Here is a 20,934-nt window from a genome sequence, read left to right as displayed (position 1 = left end):
AGTTTAAAGTTTCTTTAAAGTAGTTGTTGTGTTTTATACATAGCAACTACTTTATTAAATTTGCAGAGCAAAAATGATTATAGTATGACAAGAAAGATTTTTTTACTAACCGTTATTACAATATTTGTCATAGCATGTGGGGCATCGTCTGATGACGATCCAGACAGTGGAAATGTTACTGATGGTTTTGATAGAGGCGCATTATTAACAAATTTAGCTGATAACTTAATTATACCCGCTTTTCAAGATCTAAATGTAAAACTTACTACATTAAAAACCGATAAAGACGCTTTTATATCTGTTCCCGATCAAACGAACTTAGACGTTTTAAGAGCCTCTTGGTTATCTGCTTACAAAGCCTGGCAACATGTAGAAATGTATAACATTGGGAAAGCTGAAGGTATATTGTATTCATTTCAAATGAATGTTTATCCCGTTTCCACTATTGATGTGGAAGCTAATGTTTCTTCGGGGGGGTATGATTTAACACATACCAATAATAATGATGCCGTTGGTTTTCCCGCGGTAGATTATATGTTATATGGCATTGCAGATGATGATGCAACCATTTTAGGTAAATATAGTGATGCTAAGTATAAAACATATTTATCAGACCTTATAAACCAAATGCAATCTTTAACAGAAACGGTTTTGGACGATTGGACATCATCTTATAAAGCTACTTTTGTTAGCTCTACTTCCAATACAGTTACAAGTTCTTTAAACAAATTAATAAACGATTATATCTTCTATTATGAAAAAGGACTGCGTGCCAACAAATTTGGCATTCCAGGAGGTGTGTTCTCTACGTCACCTCTTCCAGAAAAAGTAGAAGCCTTTTACAGTAAAGAATTATCAAAAGAATTGGCTTTAGAAGCACTTAATTCGGTTCAAAATATTTTTAACGGTAAGCATTATAGTTCAAACACTACAGGAGAGAGTTTTAAAAGTTATTTAGTTTACTTAGAAAGAAATGATCTGGTGACTTTGATAAACTCAAGATTTGATGCTGCTCGCGTAAAAATAGAAACGTTAGATGCTAATTTCAGCACTCAAATTAACACAGATAATGCAAAAATAACAGAAGCTTTTGATGCACTTCAGTTGGTTGTAGTGTCTTTAAAAGTTGATATGCTTCAAGCATTTAACATAAGTGTAGATTTTGTTGATGCCGATGGTGATTAATAAGACTACAAATTAAATAAACAGGGTTGTCTATGATATGGCAACCTTTTTTTTATACAATGAATTTGAGTATTAAAACATACCTAAGTAAAAACGTAAGTGCAGCGCCACTAGCTTTTTTTAGAATATGTTTCGGTCTTATGATGTGTTTTGGTATGATCCGTTTTTGGTATCATGGTTGGATCGACACACTTTATATTCAGCCTAAATTTAACTTTTCTTATTATGGTTTTGAGTTTATAAAACCTCTAGGTGTTTACACATATCTTCTTTTTGTTATCTGTGGTTTATCTGCTTTATTTATAGCTTTTGGTTTAAAATACAGAATAGCTATTATCACATTCTTTTTAAGTTTTACTTATATTGAATTAATGGATAAAACCACCTATTTAAATCATTATTACTTTATAAGTTTGTTGAGTTTTTTAATGATTTTTTTACCAGCAAACGCCTATTTTTCGCTAGATAATCTTCTTAGAAAGAAACGTTACGAAACTATTCCAAAATGGACTACAGATGCTATAAAGCTACTGTTAGGTATTGTTTATTTTTATGCTGGTTTAGCAAAACTGAATAGCGATTGGTTGTTTAAGGCGATGCCCTTAAAAATATGGTTGCCCTCAAAATACGATTTACCTTTAATAGGTGAAAGTCTTATGAGTCAGAACTGGTTTCATTATGCTATGAGTTGGAGTGGTGCATTGTACGATTTAAGTATTCCGTTTTTATTACTGTATAAAAAAACACGTTGGTTTGCCTTTGCTCTGGTGGTGTTCTTTCACGTATTTACAAGAGTTTTGTTTCCAATAGGCATGTTTCCATTTATCATGATCGTATCAACGTTAATATTCTTTGAAGCAGATTTTCATAAGAAGATTATTGCCTTTTTAAAAAGGATTTTTCGGCTTGAGACAAATAAACCTTCAATCCTGAAAGTTGAAAGCTATAAGTTTAGTTACAGAAAACCATTATTAATCACTCTAAGTCTATTTTTCTGTATTCAATTGCTTTTTCCTTTTAGGTACCTGCTTTATCCCAATGAATTATTTTGGACAGAAGAGGGTTTTCGCTTTTCATGGCGTGTAATGCTCATGGAAAAAATGGGAATGAGTACATTTAAAATCGTAAATGCTAAAACAGACGATTATTTTTATGTTGATAATAAAGATTTCCTAACGCCATTTCAAGAAAAACAAATGAGTTTTCAACCCGATTTTATTTTAGAATATGCACACTTTTTAGGGGATCATTTTACGGCACAAGGACATGAAAATGTGCAAGTTTTTGTAGAAAGTTATGTTGCGTTAAATGGTAGATTAAGTGCTTTGTTTATAGATAAATATGTAGATTTGTACCAAGAAAAAGAATCGCTTAAACCAAAACATTGGATTTTACCACTTAAGGATGAGATTAAAGGACTTTAAAATTATAGCAGCACTCATTTTTAGTGTTTCATTTTTTGCACAAAATAATATTTCTGGTACAGTTACTTTTTCAAAAGATAATCGGCCAATAAACAATGTTAAGGTTTATGATAAAGCCTCTGGATTACTAGCAACCACTGATGATTCAGGTTATTTTCAGTTTCAAACTTCAAAAAAAACATTAACACTTATATTTTTTTCTTTAGAATATGAAGCTGAAGAAATTTCTATTCAAACGAATACAACCTCAGAATTAAAAATTGTTTTAAAAGATCTAACGCAGAACTTATCAGAAGTCGAGATTACGGCTAGAAAACAACGCCTTTTTGAGTTAAAACGATTAAAAGATGTTGAAGGAACTGCTATTTATGCAGGTAAAAAAACAGAAGTGATCTTGGTGGAGCAATCCATGGCAAATTTAGCCTCTAATAACGCACGGCAAATATATAGTCAGGTAGCAGGTTTAAACATTTATCAAAATGATGATGCTGGGTTACAACTTAATATTGGTGGTCGTGGATTAGATCCTAACAGAACTGCAAATTTTAATACCAGACAAAATGGGTATGATATTAGTGCTGATGTTTTAGGGTATCCAGAAAGTTATTACACTCCTGCGGCAGAGGGTTTGGAAGAAATACAAGTGATTCGTGGCGCAGCTTCTTTACAATATGGAACACAGTTTGGAGGTTTGATAAATTTTAAAATGAAATCTCCAAATCCGAATAAGCCTTTAGAAATTATAACAAGAAACACACTAGGAAGTTTTGGATTGTATACCAATTTTACGAGTTTAAGTGGTACAAAAAATAAATGGAGTTATTACACCTATTTTAATTACAAAAGGGGAGATGGTTTTAGACCAAATTCAGAATTCGAATCTAAAAATGTATTTGCCCATTTAGGATACCAATTTACAAAAAACACGTCGTTAAGAGCAGAAGTTACGTATTTGCGTTATTTAGCCCAGCAGGCAGGCGGTTTAACAGATACCATGTTTAATGAAGACCCACTGCAAAGCAACAGAGAACGTAATTGGTTTGAAGTCGATTGGTTGTTGTATAACTTAAAGTTTGCACATAAATTTTCAGAAAAAACAAATTTTACATTTAATTTTTTCGGATTGGATGCTTCGAGAAAAGCAATCGGATTTAGAGGGGATCCATTTCCTTCAGGATTAAATAAAAACCCTATAAAAGATGAAGATATTACAAACCTCGACGGAACGTATTTTTATAATCGGGATATATTAATTGGTGAATTTAAAAACTGGGGTATAGAAGCAAGGTTTTTAACCAAGTATAATTTACTAGGCAAAGAATCGGTATTTTTAATAGGCAGTAAATACTATAATGCTAATAATTCGGGAGAACAAGGAGCAGGCAGTGTGGGAATCGACCCCGATTTTTCAATTGTAGAAACTGTTACTGGAGATTACCCTAATGTTTCTAATTTTAAATACCCAAATAGAAATTTAGCTGTTTTTGGAGAAAATATTTTTAAAGTTTCATATAAATTATCGATTACGCCCGGGTTTAGGTTTGAGCAGATCAGGACAGAAAGCCAAGGTGATTATTTTACAAAGGCATACGACAATGCAAACAACCTGATAGCATCGGCAGAAAACGAAGATAACAGGGTATTTGACCGTAACTTCCTTCTGTTAGGGGTTGGGGCAAGCTATAAACCAAGCCATTATGTTGAGTTGTATGCTAATGTATCACAAAATTACCGTTCGGTTACTTTTAGCGATATTCGTTCTGTAAGCCCCACTTTTATTATTGATCCAGATATTACAGATGAAGAAGGTTTTACTTTAGATATAGGATTAAGAGGGAAGTACAAAAAAGCTATTTCGTACGATATAGGTGTATTTAATGTTAATTATAATGGTAGAATAGGTAATATTCTAGACGATAGGGCTAATTGGGTAAGAACCAATGTAGGTGATGCGTTTATTTATGGTATTGAAAGTTTTGTCGATTGGAATATTTTAGATCTATTCCAGCATGACCCTAAATATAGGTTAGGATTGGCAGTGAATTTTGCTTATATAGATTCCGAATATACAAGTTCCAAACAAAATGGGGTAAAAGGGAACCAGGTAGAATTCATACCCAATGTTAACCTAAAAACAATCTTACGGTTCGGGTATAAAAACTTTTTAGGCAGTGTTCAATATTCATTCCTTTCAAAACAATATACAGATTCTTCTAATGCAGAAATAGATGCACCGGGATCAATTAGAGAAGGCGTGATTGGAGAGATACCGGAATATGATATTTTAGATGTATCATTATCTTATACGTTCAGAAAAATCAAGTTAGAAACAGGAATAAATAACGTTCTGGATAATAGTTATTTTACAAGAAGGGCAACAGGATACCCAGGACCAGGAATTATTCCATCTGCTCCTAGAAACTTTTATACTACCTTACAACTCAAATTTTAAGTAGATAAGGTATGAGAATAATAATAAAAATTGATTGTATTAATAGCTCAGGTTTTAACCGAAAATAATTCCCCTAGGTTATGCCTAATTTTTTCTCTTTCTACCATTATTATTTTAAAACAATTACTTTAAAAAAAGCAAATACATTTACCGTTACATCTTCTTAATATGTATATTTTTATTACATTTAATGGTTGCTACTAATAGCTTTTATTAATAAAGTTATTTTTTAACATATAGCTATTAAACCTTTAGTTTAAAAATATGTCTCAATATGACATCTTAATAAAATATTCATATTGAAGAAATTACTTTTACTTTTGTTATTTACATCAGCATCATTATCTGCTCAGAAATTTACATTACAAGGCGTTGTTAAAGACCTAAATACAAATTCTTTAGAAGGCGCTACAGTTTACCTTCAAAGTATAAAAGACAGTATTCCTATGGCTTATGGAATAACTAATAAAGATGGGGAGTTTTCAATACGAGTTAACACTGAAAATGATTCAAAAGCTATTTTTAATATCGCTTATTTAGGTTATAAACCTTATAAAAAAAATATTGATGTTCCTGGTGGCGACCTATTAGATGTAGGTGTTATTACCTTAGAAGACCAAATTGAAGAATTAAATGTAGTCTCTATTATAGGGAAAGCACCTCCTATTATAATTAAAAAAGATACCATAGAGTATAATGCCGATAGTTTTAAAACATTGCCCAACGATAAAGCAGAAGATTTACTAAAAAAATTACCTGGAATAGAAATTGATTTAGATGGTAATATAACCGTAAATGGTATAGAAGTAGAAGCCATAAACGTGGATGGGATGCGATTTTTCGGAGAGAAAAAAGGAGAAGTTGCTTTAAAAAACTTACCAAGTAATGTAATAAGCAAAGTACAGGTTACCGATTACAAAACTAACATGCAAAAGTTTACAGGAGAAGAATCTGATTCTGAGACTAAAGAAATAAACTTTAAAATAAAAAAAGGAAAAAACCATGCTAGTTTTGGTGATTTAAAAGGCGGGTATGGAACAGATAAAAAATATCAAGCCAATGCCAATATTTTTCAGTTAATTGATGGCAAACAATTAGGACTTATTGGTGGAGCCAATAACATTAATATGTCTAGAGGGTTTAATGCTCTGCCAGACACCGACACAAGTAATGGCCATATTAAATCTGATTTTGCAGGCGCTAATTATACTAAAGGAAAGTGGAATGAAACACGTGTAAATGGAAATTACAGATATAGTTCACAAAATAATGACACTGAGCAAAAAAGCTTTAAAGAGAATTTTTTACCCGATTTAAATTATATTACAGATTCGGAAAATAGTGGCTATAGTGATTCTGATAGCCATCGAGCGGGGATGGATTTAAAATTTATTATCAAACCAAAAAACAAATTAAATAATAATAAAGTTCAATTGTCTAATGAAACAGATTTTAATACGAGTAGTAAGGAATCGGGTTCGCTTGTAGATAGAACATCGCAATATGCTAATGGTGATTTAGTAAGTGATTATAATGCTTCAAACACATCTATATCTACAAATTATGAAATTAAAAATAACTTTAGTGTAACTTCTGTAACAGGAAAAGGACGAGACTATTTAAATGTGGGACTAACAACCAATTTTAATAAAGGAGATACAGAAAGCACAAAGTATTCGAAAAATAAATTCTACACCAGGAACGACTCTATTATCCAAAATCAAATAAGTGACATAAAAACGAATAACAGTGATATTAGTTTTTATGCTTTATGGAATAAAGAGTTATTTCTTAATTTTAGAATGATTCCTAAATATAATGTTGTGATTCATTCTGAGAAAAATGAAAATTTTATTTACGATTTTGATGATGATACAGAGGAGCATGATGATTTTAACGAGGTTTTAAGTTCAGATAATAAATATGTTACAACAACCATTAAACCAGCATTACGACTAAGATACGATTATAAATATTTTCGTTTTGAAGTAGAAGGTGCTTTTACAAATACGTATAGAAACTATAAAGATGAGTTAGTAAATACTAGAAATTTCAAAAGGGATTTTGAATATGTAACCTATATGGGACGCATACGTTATAGGGATAAAAATGGCTATAAAAACATCACGTTAAATTATAATCAAAGTGTGAATTTACCATCAGCAAATCAATTACAACCTGTTGAAGATGTTACTGATATTACACATATTCGAGTGGGAAATCCGCTTTTAGAACCACAAATTAATAATGATTTAAGTTTTAGATACCAAAATAATTTAGCTTACAATAATATAAATATTTCAGGATATGCCAAGGTTCAATTTGTTCAAGATAAGATAATCAATGCCACTACAACCAATCAAGATTTAATTCAATATACAACCTACGATAATATAAATGGCGATTATACACTAACAGGTAACGCTGCTATTTCAAAATCTTATTTTAATAAAAAAACGAATATAAATATGAACGCCCGAATACAAGGAGGGTATAGAAATAATCTGTCTATTCAAAACGATCTAAAATTTACTGCAAAAACAACAAGCATTAGACCGTCAATATCTTTTAAATATTCTTATGATAATAAATTGGATTTAAGTGGTGTTTATAGTTATACTGTAAACGAAAGTGTTTACGATACAGATGTTTTTAATGACAATAGTTACTTCGTTCAAAACTTAGATATAGAAACGTCTGTGTTTTTTTTAAAAAATACTTTCTTTACCAATAAGGTGTCATATCGTTATAACAGTAGGGTTGGCGACGATTTTGATGGTGATGCTGTTTTTTGGAATGCAGGACTTGGTGTAGAATTATGGGATAACAAAGGGACGTTAACATTAGTAGGTTATGATATACTTGGAAAAAATAATGGCTATAAAAGAACAGTAAATGAAACTTATATTCAAGATGTAGAAAATAAGATTTTAGAACAATATTTTATGGTCACTTTTGTTTATAAATTCGGAAGATTTGCAGGTCAAAATATAAATGTTGGAAATAGAGGAAGAGGATCAGGTGGTAGAAATCGAGGTTCTAGAGGTGGTAGATAAAATGTTTACTTTACTATAAATTATATTATTTTACCGTATATAAAAAACACTTTTCAGATATATCGTATTTTTATATCATGATACGACAAATTGTTTTTGCTCTTTTAATCACTTTAAATAGTACCCTTTCTGCTAAAGAATGGAAAAACTTAAGAGTGTATCAAAAAGAAACTCAAAAACAATCATTAGAACCTTCCGATTGGTTAAAATGTGATAGAAGTAAAAACACATTGGTATGGCAAGAGGCTAATACATTTAATCTTAAAAATAATTTATCACAAGAATATAAAACCATTTCACAACGACGGGATTTTTATAAATGGCTTTTTAATGAATTAAAGAGGAAAGAACATGAGGTGATTTGGGTTAAAATGGCTTATTTCATATCAAAAAAAATGCATCTTATAGACGTTTTTCCATATTCAATATTTTCAAAAAAAGATATAAAAGCCTATGCAAAGCAAGGGAGTGAGGTTGTTTTTAATAACGTATTTACCGAATTACAAAGTCTTTATAATTCGCAATCCATATTAAAAACAGTGCAGGCTTTAAAATGGGATAAAACGATTCTGAGAAAAGAACAATATAAATGGATAGACACGATCTATAAAACCATGGATGTTAATAATTTAAAAACCTTGGATCGTATTGCTAGAGGGAGGTTTCTTTATAGTATATTCATGCCAAAATCTATTAGATTTAAAGGCGATCTTTCGAAAGCGGAAGAACGTTATAATTATGCTATTGAAGTACTTAAGCCATATTGCGAAAACAGATACAAATAATATCATTATTATCTTATAATTTAATTGTATATTTGCACGCAATTATAACGTAATTGCATCATGACCGCACACGAAAACAAAATAGTAGGAGAGGGATTAACCTACGATGACGTACTTTTAGTTCCAGCATTTTCCGAAGTTCTTCCACGCGAAGTTAATATTCAAACAAAATTTACACGTAATATTACCATTAACGTGCCTGTTATTTCGGCAGCGATGGATACTGTTACCGAGAGTAAAATGGCGATAGCCATGGCTCAAGAAGGTGGTATTGGTGTATTGCATAAAAATATGACGATTGAGGCGCAAGCTTTAAAAGTTAGAAAAGTAAAACGTGCGGAAAGCGGTATGATTATGGATCCTGTTACGTTGCCTCTTACTGCCAATGTTAAGGATGCCAAACAGAATATGGCAGAGCATGGTATTGGAGGAATTCCTATAGTAGATGAAGCAGGTACTTTAAAAGGGATAGTGACCAATCGTGATTTACGTTTTGAACATGAGAATTCTAGGTCTATTATTGAAGTAATGACAAGTGAAAATTTGGTCACTGCTGAAGTTGGAACTTCTTTACAAGATGCCGAAATTATTCTTCAAGAACATAAAATTGAAAAGTTACTTATTGTAGATGATAACTTTAAACTATCGGGTTTAATTACCTTTAGAGATATAACGAAGTTGAGCCAAAAACCAATGGCGAATAAAGATCAATATGGACGTTTAAGAGTAGCTGCAGCTATCGGAGTTACTGGAGATGCAGTAGATAGAGCGGATGCTTTAGTAAATGCGGGTGTTGATGCTGTTGTAATTGATACAGCACATGGGCATACTAAAGGTGTGGTTAACGTATTAAAAGAAATTAAAGCTAAACATTCAGGTTTAGAAGTTATAGTAGGTAATATCGCTACTGGTGCAGCAGCAAAATATTTAGTTGAAGCAGGAGCTGATGCCGTAAAAGTAGGTATTGGACCAGGGTCTATTTGTACAACACGTGTTGTCGCAGGTGTAGGTTTTCCACAATTCTCTGCCGTTTTAGAAGTAGCTGCTGCTATAAAAGGTACAGGTGTACCAGTAATTGCAGACGGTGGTATTCGTTATACAGGAGATATTCCAAAAGCGATTGCAGCTGGTGCAGATACAGTTATGTTAGGATCTCTTTTAGCAGGAACTAAAGAATCCCCAGGAGAAACCATTATTTACGAAGGAAGAAAATTTAAGTCATACCGTGGTATGGGTTCTGTAGAAGCCATGAAACAAGGTAGTAAAGACCGTTATTTTCAGGATGTAGAAGACGATATTAAAAAACTCGTACCAGAAGGCATCGTAGGTAGAGTGCCTTATAAAGGAGATCTATACGAAAGTATCCATCAGTTTATTGGCGGACTACGTGCTGGTATGGGATACTGTGGAGCAAAAGATATAGAGACATTAAAAGAAAATGGAAGGTTTGTAAAAATCACAGCAAGTGGTATTAACGAAAGTCATCCTCATGATGTAACGATTACTAAAGAGTCTCCTAACTATTCTAGGTAATCTTATTGGTCTTAACTGTAGTTGAATTTATGGACTTCTAGTTCAGAGGGGTTTAGTTTTTCTACTTAAAGCAATGAGGCCTAATATAGGGCCAATAGCTAGTATGGTATAAATGCTATTCGAATCTGTATGACTGCTTACGCTATTTATAATTTGAATACTGATTATAGTAATTGCAAATCCAATGCAATTGACTATAGTTAGTGCGGTTCCTTTTATTTCGGGAGGTGCATTTTGTGCTACCAACGTTGAAAATAGAGGAGAGTCTGCGATTACTACCATTCCCCAAAAAACAAGAAAAATAATAAATAGGTTTTTAGATTCAATTGAAAATATAAAAGGAGAGATAAGGCAGCATCCGCATGATAGTAATAATGCCATAAAAGCGGTCTTTTTAACACCTATTGTTTGTGAGATGAAGCCTCCTAGTATACAGGATAATCCACCAATCCCTATAATTAAAAAAGACAAAATAGGTATGTTTAATACAGCTTTAGGATGTAAAATACTATATGCTTTCAACATGATTGGCGTAAATGCCCAAAAAGCATAAAGCTCCCACATGTGCCCAAAATAACCAAAAGCAGAAGAACGAAATTTTAGATTCTTAAATACACTAAAGCATGCAGAAAGATTTAGTTTATGACTGGGTTTTCTATAGGGACCATCGGGAACCATAATAACCATGAATAAACCACCCATTACCGAAAGACATGCCGTTGTAAGTATTACAGATTCCCATGGGAGGGTATTGGTAGTTCCTTTTAATAAATGAGGCAAAGCGGTACCAAGAACTAATGCTCCAACCAAAAAACCAAGCGATTTTCCAAGTCCTTTTTCGTAATAATCGGCAGCTATTTTCATGCCAACAGGGTAAATACCTGCAAGGAAAAAACCAGTAAAAAATCGGAATAATAGTAAACTTGCTAAACTATTTCCTTTCCATAAAACCCCAAAATTAAATAGAGCAGACAATAAAGCGCTTATAAAAAAGACTTTTGATGGTGAATAACGATCTGCAATTGTTAAAATAGCAAAGATAAGTGTCCCAGAAAGAAACCCAAATTGGACAGATGATGTTAAGTGACCTAAGGCACTATCATTAAGATGAAAATTTATTACAAGATCATTAATCACACCATTGCTGGCAAACCAAAGGGATGTACATAAAAATTGAGAAATTACAATTACTTTAAGTATTAAACTCTGTTGTTTCATTTATAGTTACTTAATTTAATCTAAAGAATTCCTCGACGTTCTGCGTCGGGGTTTCCGATGTCACCTCTCTTTTGGAGCCATCAGAACTGCTTTTTTTTGCAGTTCTAGGTGACGCAAAATAACAAAATTCGATTTTTTTATTACATCAATATAGTGTTATTGAAATTAAGGAGTTTTTAAACTTTCTAAAATCTGTTTGTAATTAGCATTGTTCGGTACAAGTTGAATAAGTTTGGAGCAAGTATTATATGCCTTAATATGTTGCTTTAAATTAATTTCTCCAATCAGTTTTACATACAATAGATTTTCATTTTCAGGAAAAATGACTAATGCTCTATTAATAATTTCTATCGATTTTTTATTTAAACCTTCTGCTTGAAGTTTTAAAGCATAATTATAAAACGCTCGAATGTTTACAGGTTCTTTATTACATGCTTCATCTAAATATTTTAAAGCATTTTTGGTGTCACCAATTTCATTAAATAATAAACCTAGCATATAATAAGAATTACCATAATCTGGTTCTAATTCGATAACTTTAAGGTAAAGATTTTTTGCTTCCTGTATATCTCCTTGTTTATAAACTAATAAGGCCAAATTCATCCTGGAAATATTATAACGATTATCAATTTCTAAAGATTTTTTATAGGCTTTAATAGCTAAATCTGTACGTCCTTTCATTTCATTATAAACAGCAATTTGGTGCTGTCCAGAGGCAAAATCGGTATTCATGTCAAGCTCTTCCAGATATTCTTTTTCTGCTTTTTTAAAATGCTTATTCCCTGTCATGTCAGCAGCTATACTATTAAAATATTTTACGGCAGAAATCCTTACTAATCTTATAGAATCCTTTAATAGAGGCTCAATATCTGCATGGTAATTTTGACCACGAATTTTTTCAAAAGAACGTACAGCTTCTTTTCTTACAAGAATAGACGGATCTTTTAAGAATTTCCTAATATCATGTATCTCTTTATCAGTTAGTGCGTAGTTTGTGTATTGGTATAAAGCCGTTGCTCTTGCAATTTCTGGGAATTTATTTTGTGATGCTAATGAGTATAAAGCTTCATGATTCCCATTATAACCATCTAGAAGGTAATTAGAAAAATGATCAGGTCGTTTAGCGCCATATTTAGAATTTATAAATTCACTGGCCCATTCGGGAGATTTGTCTTTATGACACCCGTTACAAGCGTTTGGAGTTCCGTATTTTACAGATTGGTCTGGTCTTGGAACTCTAAAACTATGATCGCGTCTAAAATCATTCCCCATATATATTTTACCAGTCATATGACAATTAATACATTGAGACCCTTCCGTATTTACTTCGTGATAATGATGCGATTTACTATCATATTTAGGTTCATGACATGATAAACAAAGACTGTTTCCTGTTTTTTTAAGCTTTAATGAATGCGCATCATGGCAATCAACACAAGCAACATTATTTTGATACATTTTACTTTGCATAAAAGAACCATAAACATAATCTTCGTCTTTTATTTGGCCATCAAGTTCATAGATAGGATCAATAAGTAAACTAGGATTGTAATGGTCTAAAAAATGTCCTTCGTAATTGAATTTTTTCGTGATTTGTCCCCTTCTAGAATGACATCTTGCACATTTTTCAACGAGACTTTTTGAAGCTAACGATTTACTCATATACAATTTCGGAGGCACAGAATCTTTATTGTTGTTATTCTTATAAAATGATACATGATTACTGGCGGTACCATGGCAAGCCTCGCAACTTACATTAATCTCGCTAAAAGTCGTGTTGAAAGTATCTGTATTTGAATTAAAATTTTTATCAAGATTTGTAGAATGGCAATCTGCACAAGCTGTATTCCACCTCATGGCACCTCCTGTCCAGTTAATCCATTCATCGTGTGCTAATTCTAAATTGGGTTGTAAATGAAACCACAACCCCTTTTCGGTATCCCAGGCAGTTATTAAACATTGATAGGCACCATTTGGAAATTTAACAATGTATTGTTGCAAAGGAGTAACGCCAAAAGTATATACTATTTTATAATCGTGGTAGTCTCCATTTTTATCTGCGGTATTGACATAGAAATCATCTCCTTGCTTAAAAAAAGTATTTTTAACACCTTTATGCTCAAAGGTTTTATTATTAAAATCCCCTAAAACAGTTGTGGAATCGGCAATTTTCATCGCTTGTTGGTGGTGGGAACCATTCCAACTATCATATTCTGATTTATGACATTCTATACAGGCCTCTTTGCCTACAAATTTTTGATGTTCTGTTTTATTATGAACACTGTTTTTTGGCTGGTACTCATGCTTTTTACAAGCATAAACAAGAAAAAATATGATAAGAAGGTTGCATACTTTTTTTAGGTAATAACTAAATTTTTTAGAATTGATGTCTTTAGGGAAGCTCATTATATGTACTTAAAAAGATGCTATAAAATTACTCATTCTATAATCCTAAAAACAAATTTTTGATCATAGGTTTTTTAGTTTTATTTGATTAAGGAATATTAATTGAAAAAAGTTTAAACCATGTCATTATAAACCTGTCCACGATGCGGTTTTAAAGCATCTCTTATAGGTTTCATTTTATCTTCATCAACAACTAAAAAGGCTATAACATGTATAGCATTTAAATTTTCAGTGCCAGTAATAGAAATATTAAGGTTTTCTAATTTTATATATTCTTTTAAATGGATTTCATGGTGTTGTGCTATTTTATTAGCATCAGGACCGTGAAAATCCCAAATAAGTTTTAATTTGCGCATAAAAAAAAGGTAATAGATAGTAATTCAAATATAATCTAAAAAGTGAAATAATAGTCTTTTTTAATCGTTTGTTAAACAACTTGTATTATAGCTTTATATTATTATTTTTGTAACCTATCAGAATAATCTTTACACCATGCAATTAAGATATATACTTACTCTTTTCACAATCACGTTAATACTAAATGTTAAAGCACAATCTGCTCAAAAAGATGTCCTTTTTTTTGTTGATGATGAACCCGTTTATACGTCGGAGTTTTTAAGAGTTTACAACAAAAATTTAGATTTAGTTCAAGATGAATCTCAAAAAGATGTTAATGAATATTTAACACTTTTCACCAATTACAAATTAAAATTAAAGGAAGCAAAAGCTTTAGATCTTCATAATAAACCATCATATAAAAGAGAGCTCTCTAATTATAAAAAACAATTAACAAAGAGTTTTATAACCGATAGAAAGGTGACAGATGCTTTAGTTGAAGAAGCCTATGAGCGTATTTCTTACGATATAAAAGCAGCTCATATTTTAATAAAAGTTGCAGAAAATGCTAAACCAGAAGATACACTTGTAGCTTATAATACTATTTTGAAGCTTCGCAATAGAACTTTAAATGAAGGGTTTGAAACTGTTAGAAAAGAAGTACACAATGGGAAATCTGTTTTTGGTGAAGCATTGGGTTATTTTTCTGGTTTTAGAATGGTTTATAAGTTTGAGACTGCTGCTTTTAATACAAATGTAAACGATATATCAAAACCTTTTAGAACTCGTTTTGGATATCATATAGTTCATGTTTTAGATAAACGTAAGTCTAGAGGAGAGCGTACCGTAGCACATATTATGGTTGTTGAGAAAAAAGGCGATTCTTTAGCAGAAAAACCAGAAACTAGAATTCAAGATATTTATAAGAAGATTAACCAGGGAGAAGGTTTTGATGCTTTAGCAAAACAGTTCTCTGATGATAAAAGCTCGGCTTCTAAAGGCGGGGTGTTAAAATCTTTTTCAAGTGGACAGTTAGGTTCACCAGAATTTGAAGCTATTGCTTTTGGTTTAAATGATGTAGATGATATCTCTGAACCTTTTAAAACCAAATATGGATGGCATATTGTTAAGTTAATTGCAAAAAAGCCAATACCACCATTTGATGCTATTAGACCAGAATTAGAAGAGAAAGTAAAACGAGATGACCGATCTAAATTAATAGATGAAGCTCTATACGCATCATTAAAAGTAAAATATAATATTAATGAGAAGCAACCAGCCTTAAATTATTTCGAGTCTATACTTAATGAAGATTATTTTAAAAGAGCGTGGCAATTACCTGATGATTTTAATAAAGATGAACCATTGGTTAAAATAGGTAACAAACAGTTATTATATAAAGATTTTGGAGATCACTTATTAAAAATGCAACGAAGAGGAACACAAAAAGGATCATTTAAATCTATAATTTTAAAAGAATACGAATCTTTTTTAAATAGTAATTTAGTTAAGTACCATGAAGATAATTTAGAAACTGAAAATGAGGAATTTGCTCATATCGTTAATGAATATAGAGATGGGCTATTATTATTTGATTTAATGGAAACAACCATTTGGAATACCGCTAAAACAGATTCTATTGGTATAAACGATTTTTACACAGCACATAAAAGTAACTATGTGTTGCCAAAGCGGGTTGATGCTGTAGTAGCATCTTCAGCAAAACAGAAAACATTAAAAAAGGTAGCTAAGTTATTAGACCAAGGTATGGCGTTGGATCAAATAAAAACACTTATAAACAGTAATGATAAAGTAGAAGTGATTTTTACTTCAGACATTATGGATGCTAAGCATCAAGCGCTTCCTAAGTCTTTCCGATTTAAAAAAGGGATTTCTAAGATTTATAAACATAATGATGCTTTCGTAATAATTCAAGTTAAAGAGGTGTTACCAGAAACACAACAAACCCTAGAAGAAGCGAAAGGAACTGTGGTGAGTGATTACCAGGTGTTTAAAGAAGAAAACTGGTTAAAGGATTTAGGAGACAAGTATAAAATACAAGTTAACCAAGAAATCCTTAATAAAGTGAAAACTCAAATTAAAAAGGAATAAGTGCGACTTAGAATTATCATATTTTTTCTGTTAATAACTGTGTTTTCCTGTGATTTTTTAAAAAAAACAAAGGAACAAACCCCTGTTGCCAGAGTAAATGAGGCCTATTTGTATTATGATGATATTAAAGATTTGGTATCTGACGATACATCAAAAGAAGATAGTATTCTCGTAATACAGAATTTTATTAATCGTTGGGCAACACAACAATTATTTGTAGATGGTGCCATGCTTAATTTAAATGAAGAAAAGCAAGAAGCGTTTGATAAATTAGTAGTTCAGTATAAAAACGATTTATATACTAAAGCTTATATAGAAGCTTTAGTTAAAAGGAATATAGATACTATAGTCCATAAAAAAGAAGCTCAAGATTATTATAATAGTAATAAAGAAGCTTTTAAACTAAATGAAGAGCTTCTTATGTTTCGTTATATCCATGTAGATGAAAATATTATTGATTTTAAAAATATAAAAACGAAGTTTAAACGCTACAACAATGAAGACAAAAAGGAATTAGATTCCATATCTATTCAATTTAAATCCTATTCACTTAACGATTCTATTTGGATAAGATTAACCCAAATAATAGATAAAATTCCTGCAGTTACTCCCGAAAATAAAAATCAACTGTTAAAAAAATCTAATTTTGTACAACTCAAAGATTCATTAGGAGTATATTTGATGCAAATTAATGATGTTTTATTGAGAAATGATAATGCTCCTCTTGAGTATGTTAAACCTACCATAGATCAAATAGTTATTAATAAAAGAAAACTTGAGCTTATTAGAGAATTAGAAAAAGACATAACAAAAGATGCCATTAAAAATAAACAATTTGAAATTTACGATTAATTTGAAACGTATATCGGTTTTATTCATAACCTTGCTATTAGTAAATGTTGTGTCTGCGCAGGAAATTATTGAAGAAGAAGTAGATTCAACACTTACCCAAAATACTAAAAAGGTAGATACGACATTTGTTCAAAATATTAAGAAAGTAGATACAATACTTACTAAGAATGCTAAAAAAGTTGATGGTGTTGCTGCTGTAGTAGGGGATTATATTATTCTAGATTCAGATGTGCCAAAAGAGAAGGAACAGATAGAAGCCTCAGGAGGGTCTATAGAAGGTGTTACAGATTGCCAAATATTAGGAAAACTATTAGAGAATAAATTATATGCGCACCATGCCATTCAAGATAGTATTCAAGTCTCTGATGCAGAGGTAAGGCAAGAAGTAGAATATACAATTCAGCAATTCTTGCAACAAAAACCAGATATAGAAGATCTTGTTAAGCTTTATAAACAAGAAGATGAAAAAGGTTTAAGAGATTATATCTTTGAAATTATTAAAAACAATAAACTTTCGGGGAAGATGCAAGCTCAAATTGTTGAAGAAGTCGAAATAACCCCAGAAGAAGTTCGCCTATTTTTTGACAAAATCCCAGAAAACGAACGTCCAACTTTTGGAACCGAACTTAAAGTAGCTCAAATTGTCGCAAAGCCAAAGGTATCTGATAAAGAAAAACAAAAAGTTATTGACCGTTTAAAACAATTTAAAGCGGACGTTGTTGAAAATGGTGCTAGTTTTCGTTCTAAAGCGGTGCTATATTCTGATGATGTACATTCTGGAAGGCAAGGAGGTAGACTAGGAGCACTAAATAGAGATAAACCAAAAATGGTTAAGGAATTTAGACAAGTAGCATTTTCTCTTCAAGAAGGAGAAATATCTGATCCTTTTGAGACACAGTTTGGTTACCATATTATATATCTAGAAAAGATTAGAGGAAAAGAGTATGATGTAAGTCATATACTTTTATTTCCAAAAGTTTCCAATGAAGCAGAAAAAGAAGCAAAAAAACGTTTAGAAAAAGTAAGAGAACGTATTATCGCTGGTGATATCTCATTTGCCGATGCAGCCAGAGAAGCAAGTGATGAAAAAGAAACTCGTGGAGATGGCGGGCAACTTATTAACCCACAAACTCAAGATTATAATTTTGATTTGACAAAAATGGGACCAGAACAATATGCGCAAATTCAGAATTTAAAAGATAACGAAGTTAGCCAAGTTTTAAAAGAGGAAGATCGTAAAGGGAATCTATCGTTTAAAATTATGAAGGTAACAGACAGAATAGACGAGCATAAAGCAAGCTATGCACGAGATTATTTAAAAATTAAAGAGTTAGCACTCACAGAGAAAAAAATTAAAGCTATTGAAAAATGGCAAGAAGCTAAAATATTAGATACTTATATAAAAATTAGTGGAAAATATAGAGCGTGTGAGTTTTCTGGTAATTGGTTAAAAAAGTAAATATATGTCTGATGTATCTGCCATCGAACAATTTGTAAAGCAATATAAAGATTTAAAAACTGAAATCGCCAAAGTTATTATTGGTCAAGACGATGTTGTAAATCAAATTTTAATTTCTATTTTTTCTGGAGGTCACTCATTACTTGTAGGGGTTCCAGGATTAGCAAAAACCTTGATGGTTAATACCATTGCACAAGCATTGGGATTAGATTTTAAGCGTATACAATTTACGCCAGATTTAATGCCCAGTGATATTTTGGGAAGCGAAATTTTAGATGAAGACCGTCATTTTAAGTTTCTAAAAGGACCTATTTTTTCGAATATTATTTTAGCGGACGAGATTAATAGAACACCACCAAAAACGCAGGCAGCTCTTTTAGAAGCTATGCAAGAAAGAGCAGTAACCGTTGCAGGACATCATTATAAATTAAGTTTACCATATTTTGTTTTAGCAACGCAGAACCCTATTGAGCAAGAAGGTACATATCCATTACCAGAAGCTCAATTAGACCGTTTTATGTTTGCAATCAATTTAGACTACCCTTCTTTTAAAGAAGAAGTAGAAGTTGTTAAAGCAACTACTACAGACAAACAGATCAAAGTAAATTCTTTATTTTCAGCACAACAAATAATCGATTTTCAACAACTTATTCGTCGTATTCCAGTAGCAGATAACGTTATTGAATATGCTGTTGCGATGGTTAGTAAAACAAGACCTAACGGAGATAATGCTACAGATTTAGTTAAAACATATATAGATTGGGGAGCAGGACCTAGAGCGTCTCAAAATTTAATTTTAGCAGCAAAAACACATGCCGCTATTCATGGTAAATTTTCTCCAGATATTGAAAATGTTCAAGCCGTAGCAAATAGTATTTTAAGACATAGAATTATTAAAAACTATAAAGCCGAAGCTGAAGGTGTTTCTGAAGAAGACATTATTAAGAGTCTGTTTTAAATTTTTGTACATTGAGGTCTTTCGATGTATATAAATAACAAGCATAGAATTTTTGGATTAGATATTATTAGAGCATCAGCCATTTTATTGGTTTTATGCTCGCATTCTACACTATTACTTTTTCCAAATCAAAATAATATATATACTACGGTCGTCCAGTTTTTTGGAACCGTAGGTGTAGACCTTTTTTTTGTTTTAAGTGGTTACTTAATTGGAGGTATTTTACTAAAGCAAATTAAAGAAGGAAAAGTTAAGTTTAAGGACTTTTTATATTTTTGGGTAAGAAGGTGGTTTAGAACATTGCCAAACTACGTCTTAATTCTTATTTTAAATATATTGCTCTTTTACTTTTTGCACGAAAAAATTATTGAAAACGTTATTTATTTTTTTGTGTTTCTACAGAATTTTTCAAGCCCACATCCAGACTTTTTTACAGAATCATGGAGTTTATCTATTGAAGAGTATGCTTATATAATAGGTCCCCTAATATTGTTTTCTTTAATTTTATGTTTTAAAAATTATTCCAAGAAGGCTTTATATGTAGCTATGTTGCTCATTATAATATGTATAATAACCTTTTTACGTATAAATTACCATTCCAACCATAATATCATTTCGCATCACGATTGGAGCAAGCATATAAGAAAAGTAGTTATTTATAGAATAGATAGTATTTATTATGGCTTTCTTGCTGCCTATTTAGCGCAGACATTCTATGCCACGTGGAATCGTTATAAACATTGGTTTCTAGCACTAGGCGTATTGCTATTTCTTGGGGTACATAGTTGTATTTTCATATTTAAGATACAACCAGAAAACGCTCAATTGTTTTTTAATGTTTTTTACTTGCCACTATTATCAATAAGCTTATTGTTGTTGTTTCCTTTTTTTAGTGCTTGGAAAAAAGGAGGTCTTTTTAAGAGCACAATTACCAAGATTAGTGTTTTGTCTTATGCTTTATATCTCATTAACTATTCATTAGTTTTGCTTACAATCCAAAATTTTATTAATGTAGAAGCTAAATCAGTAATGATTAAACTTTTAATACTCTTCCTATATTGGTTTTTGTCATTTGGATTATCATATGTCTTATTTGTATACTATGAAAGACCTATGACTAAATTAAGAGACTTAAAATTTTTTAAAGAAATAAAATAA

At 31.4% G+C, this 20,934-nt stretch carries 14 protein-coding genes; 11 read left to right on the top strand and 3 right to left on the bottom strand.

Features of this window, described 5'->3' with window-relative positions:
• Positions 1 to 84 precede the first annotated feature (84 nt).
• The 6 genes from Q4Q40_RS20385 to guaB all read left to right on the top strand — a co-directional run bounded on the left by Q4Q40_RS20385 (position 85) and on the right by guaB (position 10,435).
• Entirely contained in the window at positions 85 to 1,185 is a 1,101-nt protein-coding gene (locus Q4Q40_RS20385; protein ID WP_303303869.1) for an imelysin family protein, read from the top strand.
• Positions 1,186 to 1,244: 59 nt separating this feature from the next.
• The gene (locus tag Q4Q40_RS20380) at positions 1,245 to 2,609 is read left to right on the top strand and encodes an HTTM domain-containing protein (RefSeq protein ID WP_303303868.1); all 1,365 of its coding nucleotides are present in this window, start codon (positions 1,245 to 1,247) and stop codon (positions 2,607 to 2,609) included.
• Positions 2,590 to 5,061, top strand: a complete 2,472-nt coding sequence (locus Q4Q40_RS20375; protein ID WP_303303867.1) for a TonB-dependent receptor domain-containing protein — start codon at positions 2,590 to 2,592, stop codon at positions 5,059 to 5,061. Before Q4Q40_RS20380 ends, Q4Q40_RS20375 begins: the two co-directional genes overlap by 20 nt.
• Before the next feature lie 299 nt (positions 5,062 to 5,360).
• Positions 5,361 to 8,117 (top strand): outer membrane beta-barrel protein, encoded by a 2,757-nt coding sequence (locus Q4Q40_RS20370; protein WP_303303866.1) that lies wholly within the window; start codon positions 5,361 to 5,363, stop codon positions 8,115 to 8,117.
• A 77-nt stretch (positions 8,118 to 8,194) separates the two neighbouring features.
• Positions 8,195 to 8,902, top strand: a complete 708-nt coding sequence (locus tag Q4Q40_RS20365) for an Insecticidal toxin complex protein (RefSeq protein ID WP_303303865.1) — start codon at positions 8,195 to 8,197, stop codon at positions 8,900 to 8,902.
• Positions 8,903 to 8,962: 60 nt separating this feature from the next.
• The gene (gene guaB, locus Q4Q40_RS20360) at positions 8,963 to 10,435 is read left to right on the top strand and encodes an IMP dehydrogenase (protein ID WP_303303864.1); all 1,473 of its coding nucleotides are present in this window, start codon (positions 8,963 to 8,965) and stop codon (positions 10,433 to 10,435) included.
• A gap of 42 nt (positions 10,436 to 10,477) precedes the next feature.
• On the opposite strand, the gene Q4Q40_RS20355 is transcribed toward guaB, so the two are convergent.
• The 3 genes from Q4Q40_RS20355 to Q4Q40_RS20345 form a co-directional block, all read right to left on the bottom strand.
• On the bottom strand, positions 10,478 to 11,653 hold the full coding sequence (locus tag Q4Q40_RS20355; RefSeq protein ID WP_303303863.1) for an MFS transporter: 1,176 nt from the start codon (positions 11,651 to 11,653) through the stop codon (positions 10,478 to 10,480).
• 165 nt (positions 11,654 to 11,818) lie between these two features.
• Positions 11,819 to 14,059 (bottom strand): multiheme c-type cytochrome, encoded by a 2,241-nt coding sequence (locus Q4Q40_RS20350; protein WP_303303862.1) that lies wholly within the window; start codon positions 14,057 to 14,059, stop codon positions 11,819 to 11,821.
• Between the two features lie 113 nt (positions 14,060 to 14,172).
• Positions 14,173 to 14,415 carry a hypothetical protein gene (locus Q4Q40_RS20345; protein ID WP_303303861.1) on the bottom strand — a complete coding sequence of 81 codons (243 nt, stop codon included), beginning with the start codon at positions 14,413 to 14,415 and terminating at the stop codon, positions 14,173 to 14,175.
• A gap of 136 nt (positions 14,416 to 14,551) precedes the next feature.
• Here Q4Q40_RS20345 and Q4Q40_RS20340 point away from each other — a divergent pair, with 136 nt between their 5' ends.
• From Q4Q40_RS20340 to Q4Q40_RS20320, 5 genes are read left to right on the top strand one after another with little or no spacing between them, the layout of a single operon-like run.
• A complete protein-coding gene (locus Q4Q40_RS20340; RefSeq protein ID WP_303303859.1) occupies positions 14,552 to 16,507 on the top strand; it encodes a peptidylprolyl isomerase in 1,956 nt (651 codons plus the stop codon).
• Entirely contained in the window at positions 16,508 to 17,359 is an 852-nt protein-coding gene (locus tag Q4Q40_RS20335) for a peptidyl-prolyl cis-trans isomerase (protein ID WP_303303858.1), read from the top strand.
• A complete protein-coding gene (locus Q4Q40_RS20330; protein WP_345027150.1) occupies positions 17,343 to 18,818 on the top strand; it encodes a peptidylprolyl isomerase in 1,476 nt (491 codons plus the stop codon). The genes Q4Q40_RS20335 and Q4Q40_RS20330 overlap by 17 nt, the downstream gene beginning before the upstream one ends.
• Before the next feature lie 4 nt (positions 18,819 to 18,822).
• On the top strand, positions 18,823 to 19,776 hold the full coding sequence (locus tag Q4Q40_RS20325) for an AAA family ATPase (protein WP_303303856.1): 954 nt from the start codon (positions 18,823 to 18,825) through the stop codon (positions 19,774 to 19,776).
• Positions 19,777 to 19,800: 24 nt separating this feature from the next.
• Positions 19,801 to 20,934 (top strand): acyltransferase family protein, encoded by a 1,134-nt coding sequence (locus Q4Q40_RS20320; protein ID WP_303303855.1) that lies wholly within the window; start codon positions 19,801 to 19,803, stop codon positions 20,932 to 20,934.

Source organism: Flavivirga jejuensis (genome assembly GCF_030540765.1).
Taxonomy (GTDB): Bacteria; Bacteroidota; Bacteroidia; order Flavobacteriales; family Flavobacteriaceae; genus Flavivirga; species Flavivirga jejuensis.
The sequence above is the reverse complement of the archived record's forward strand: the minus strand, read 5'-3'. Positions and strand labels throughout refer to the sequence as shown.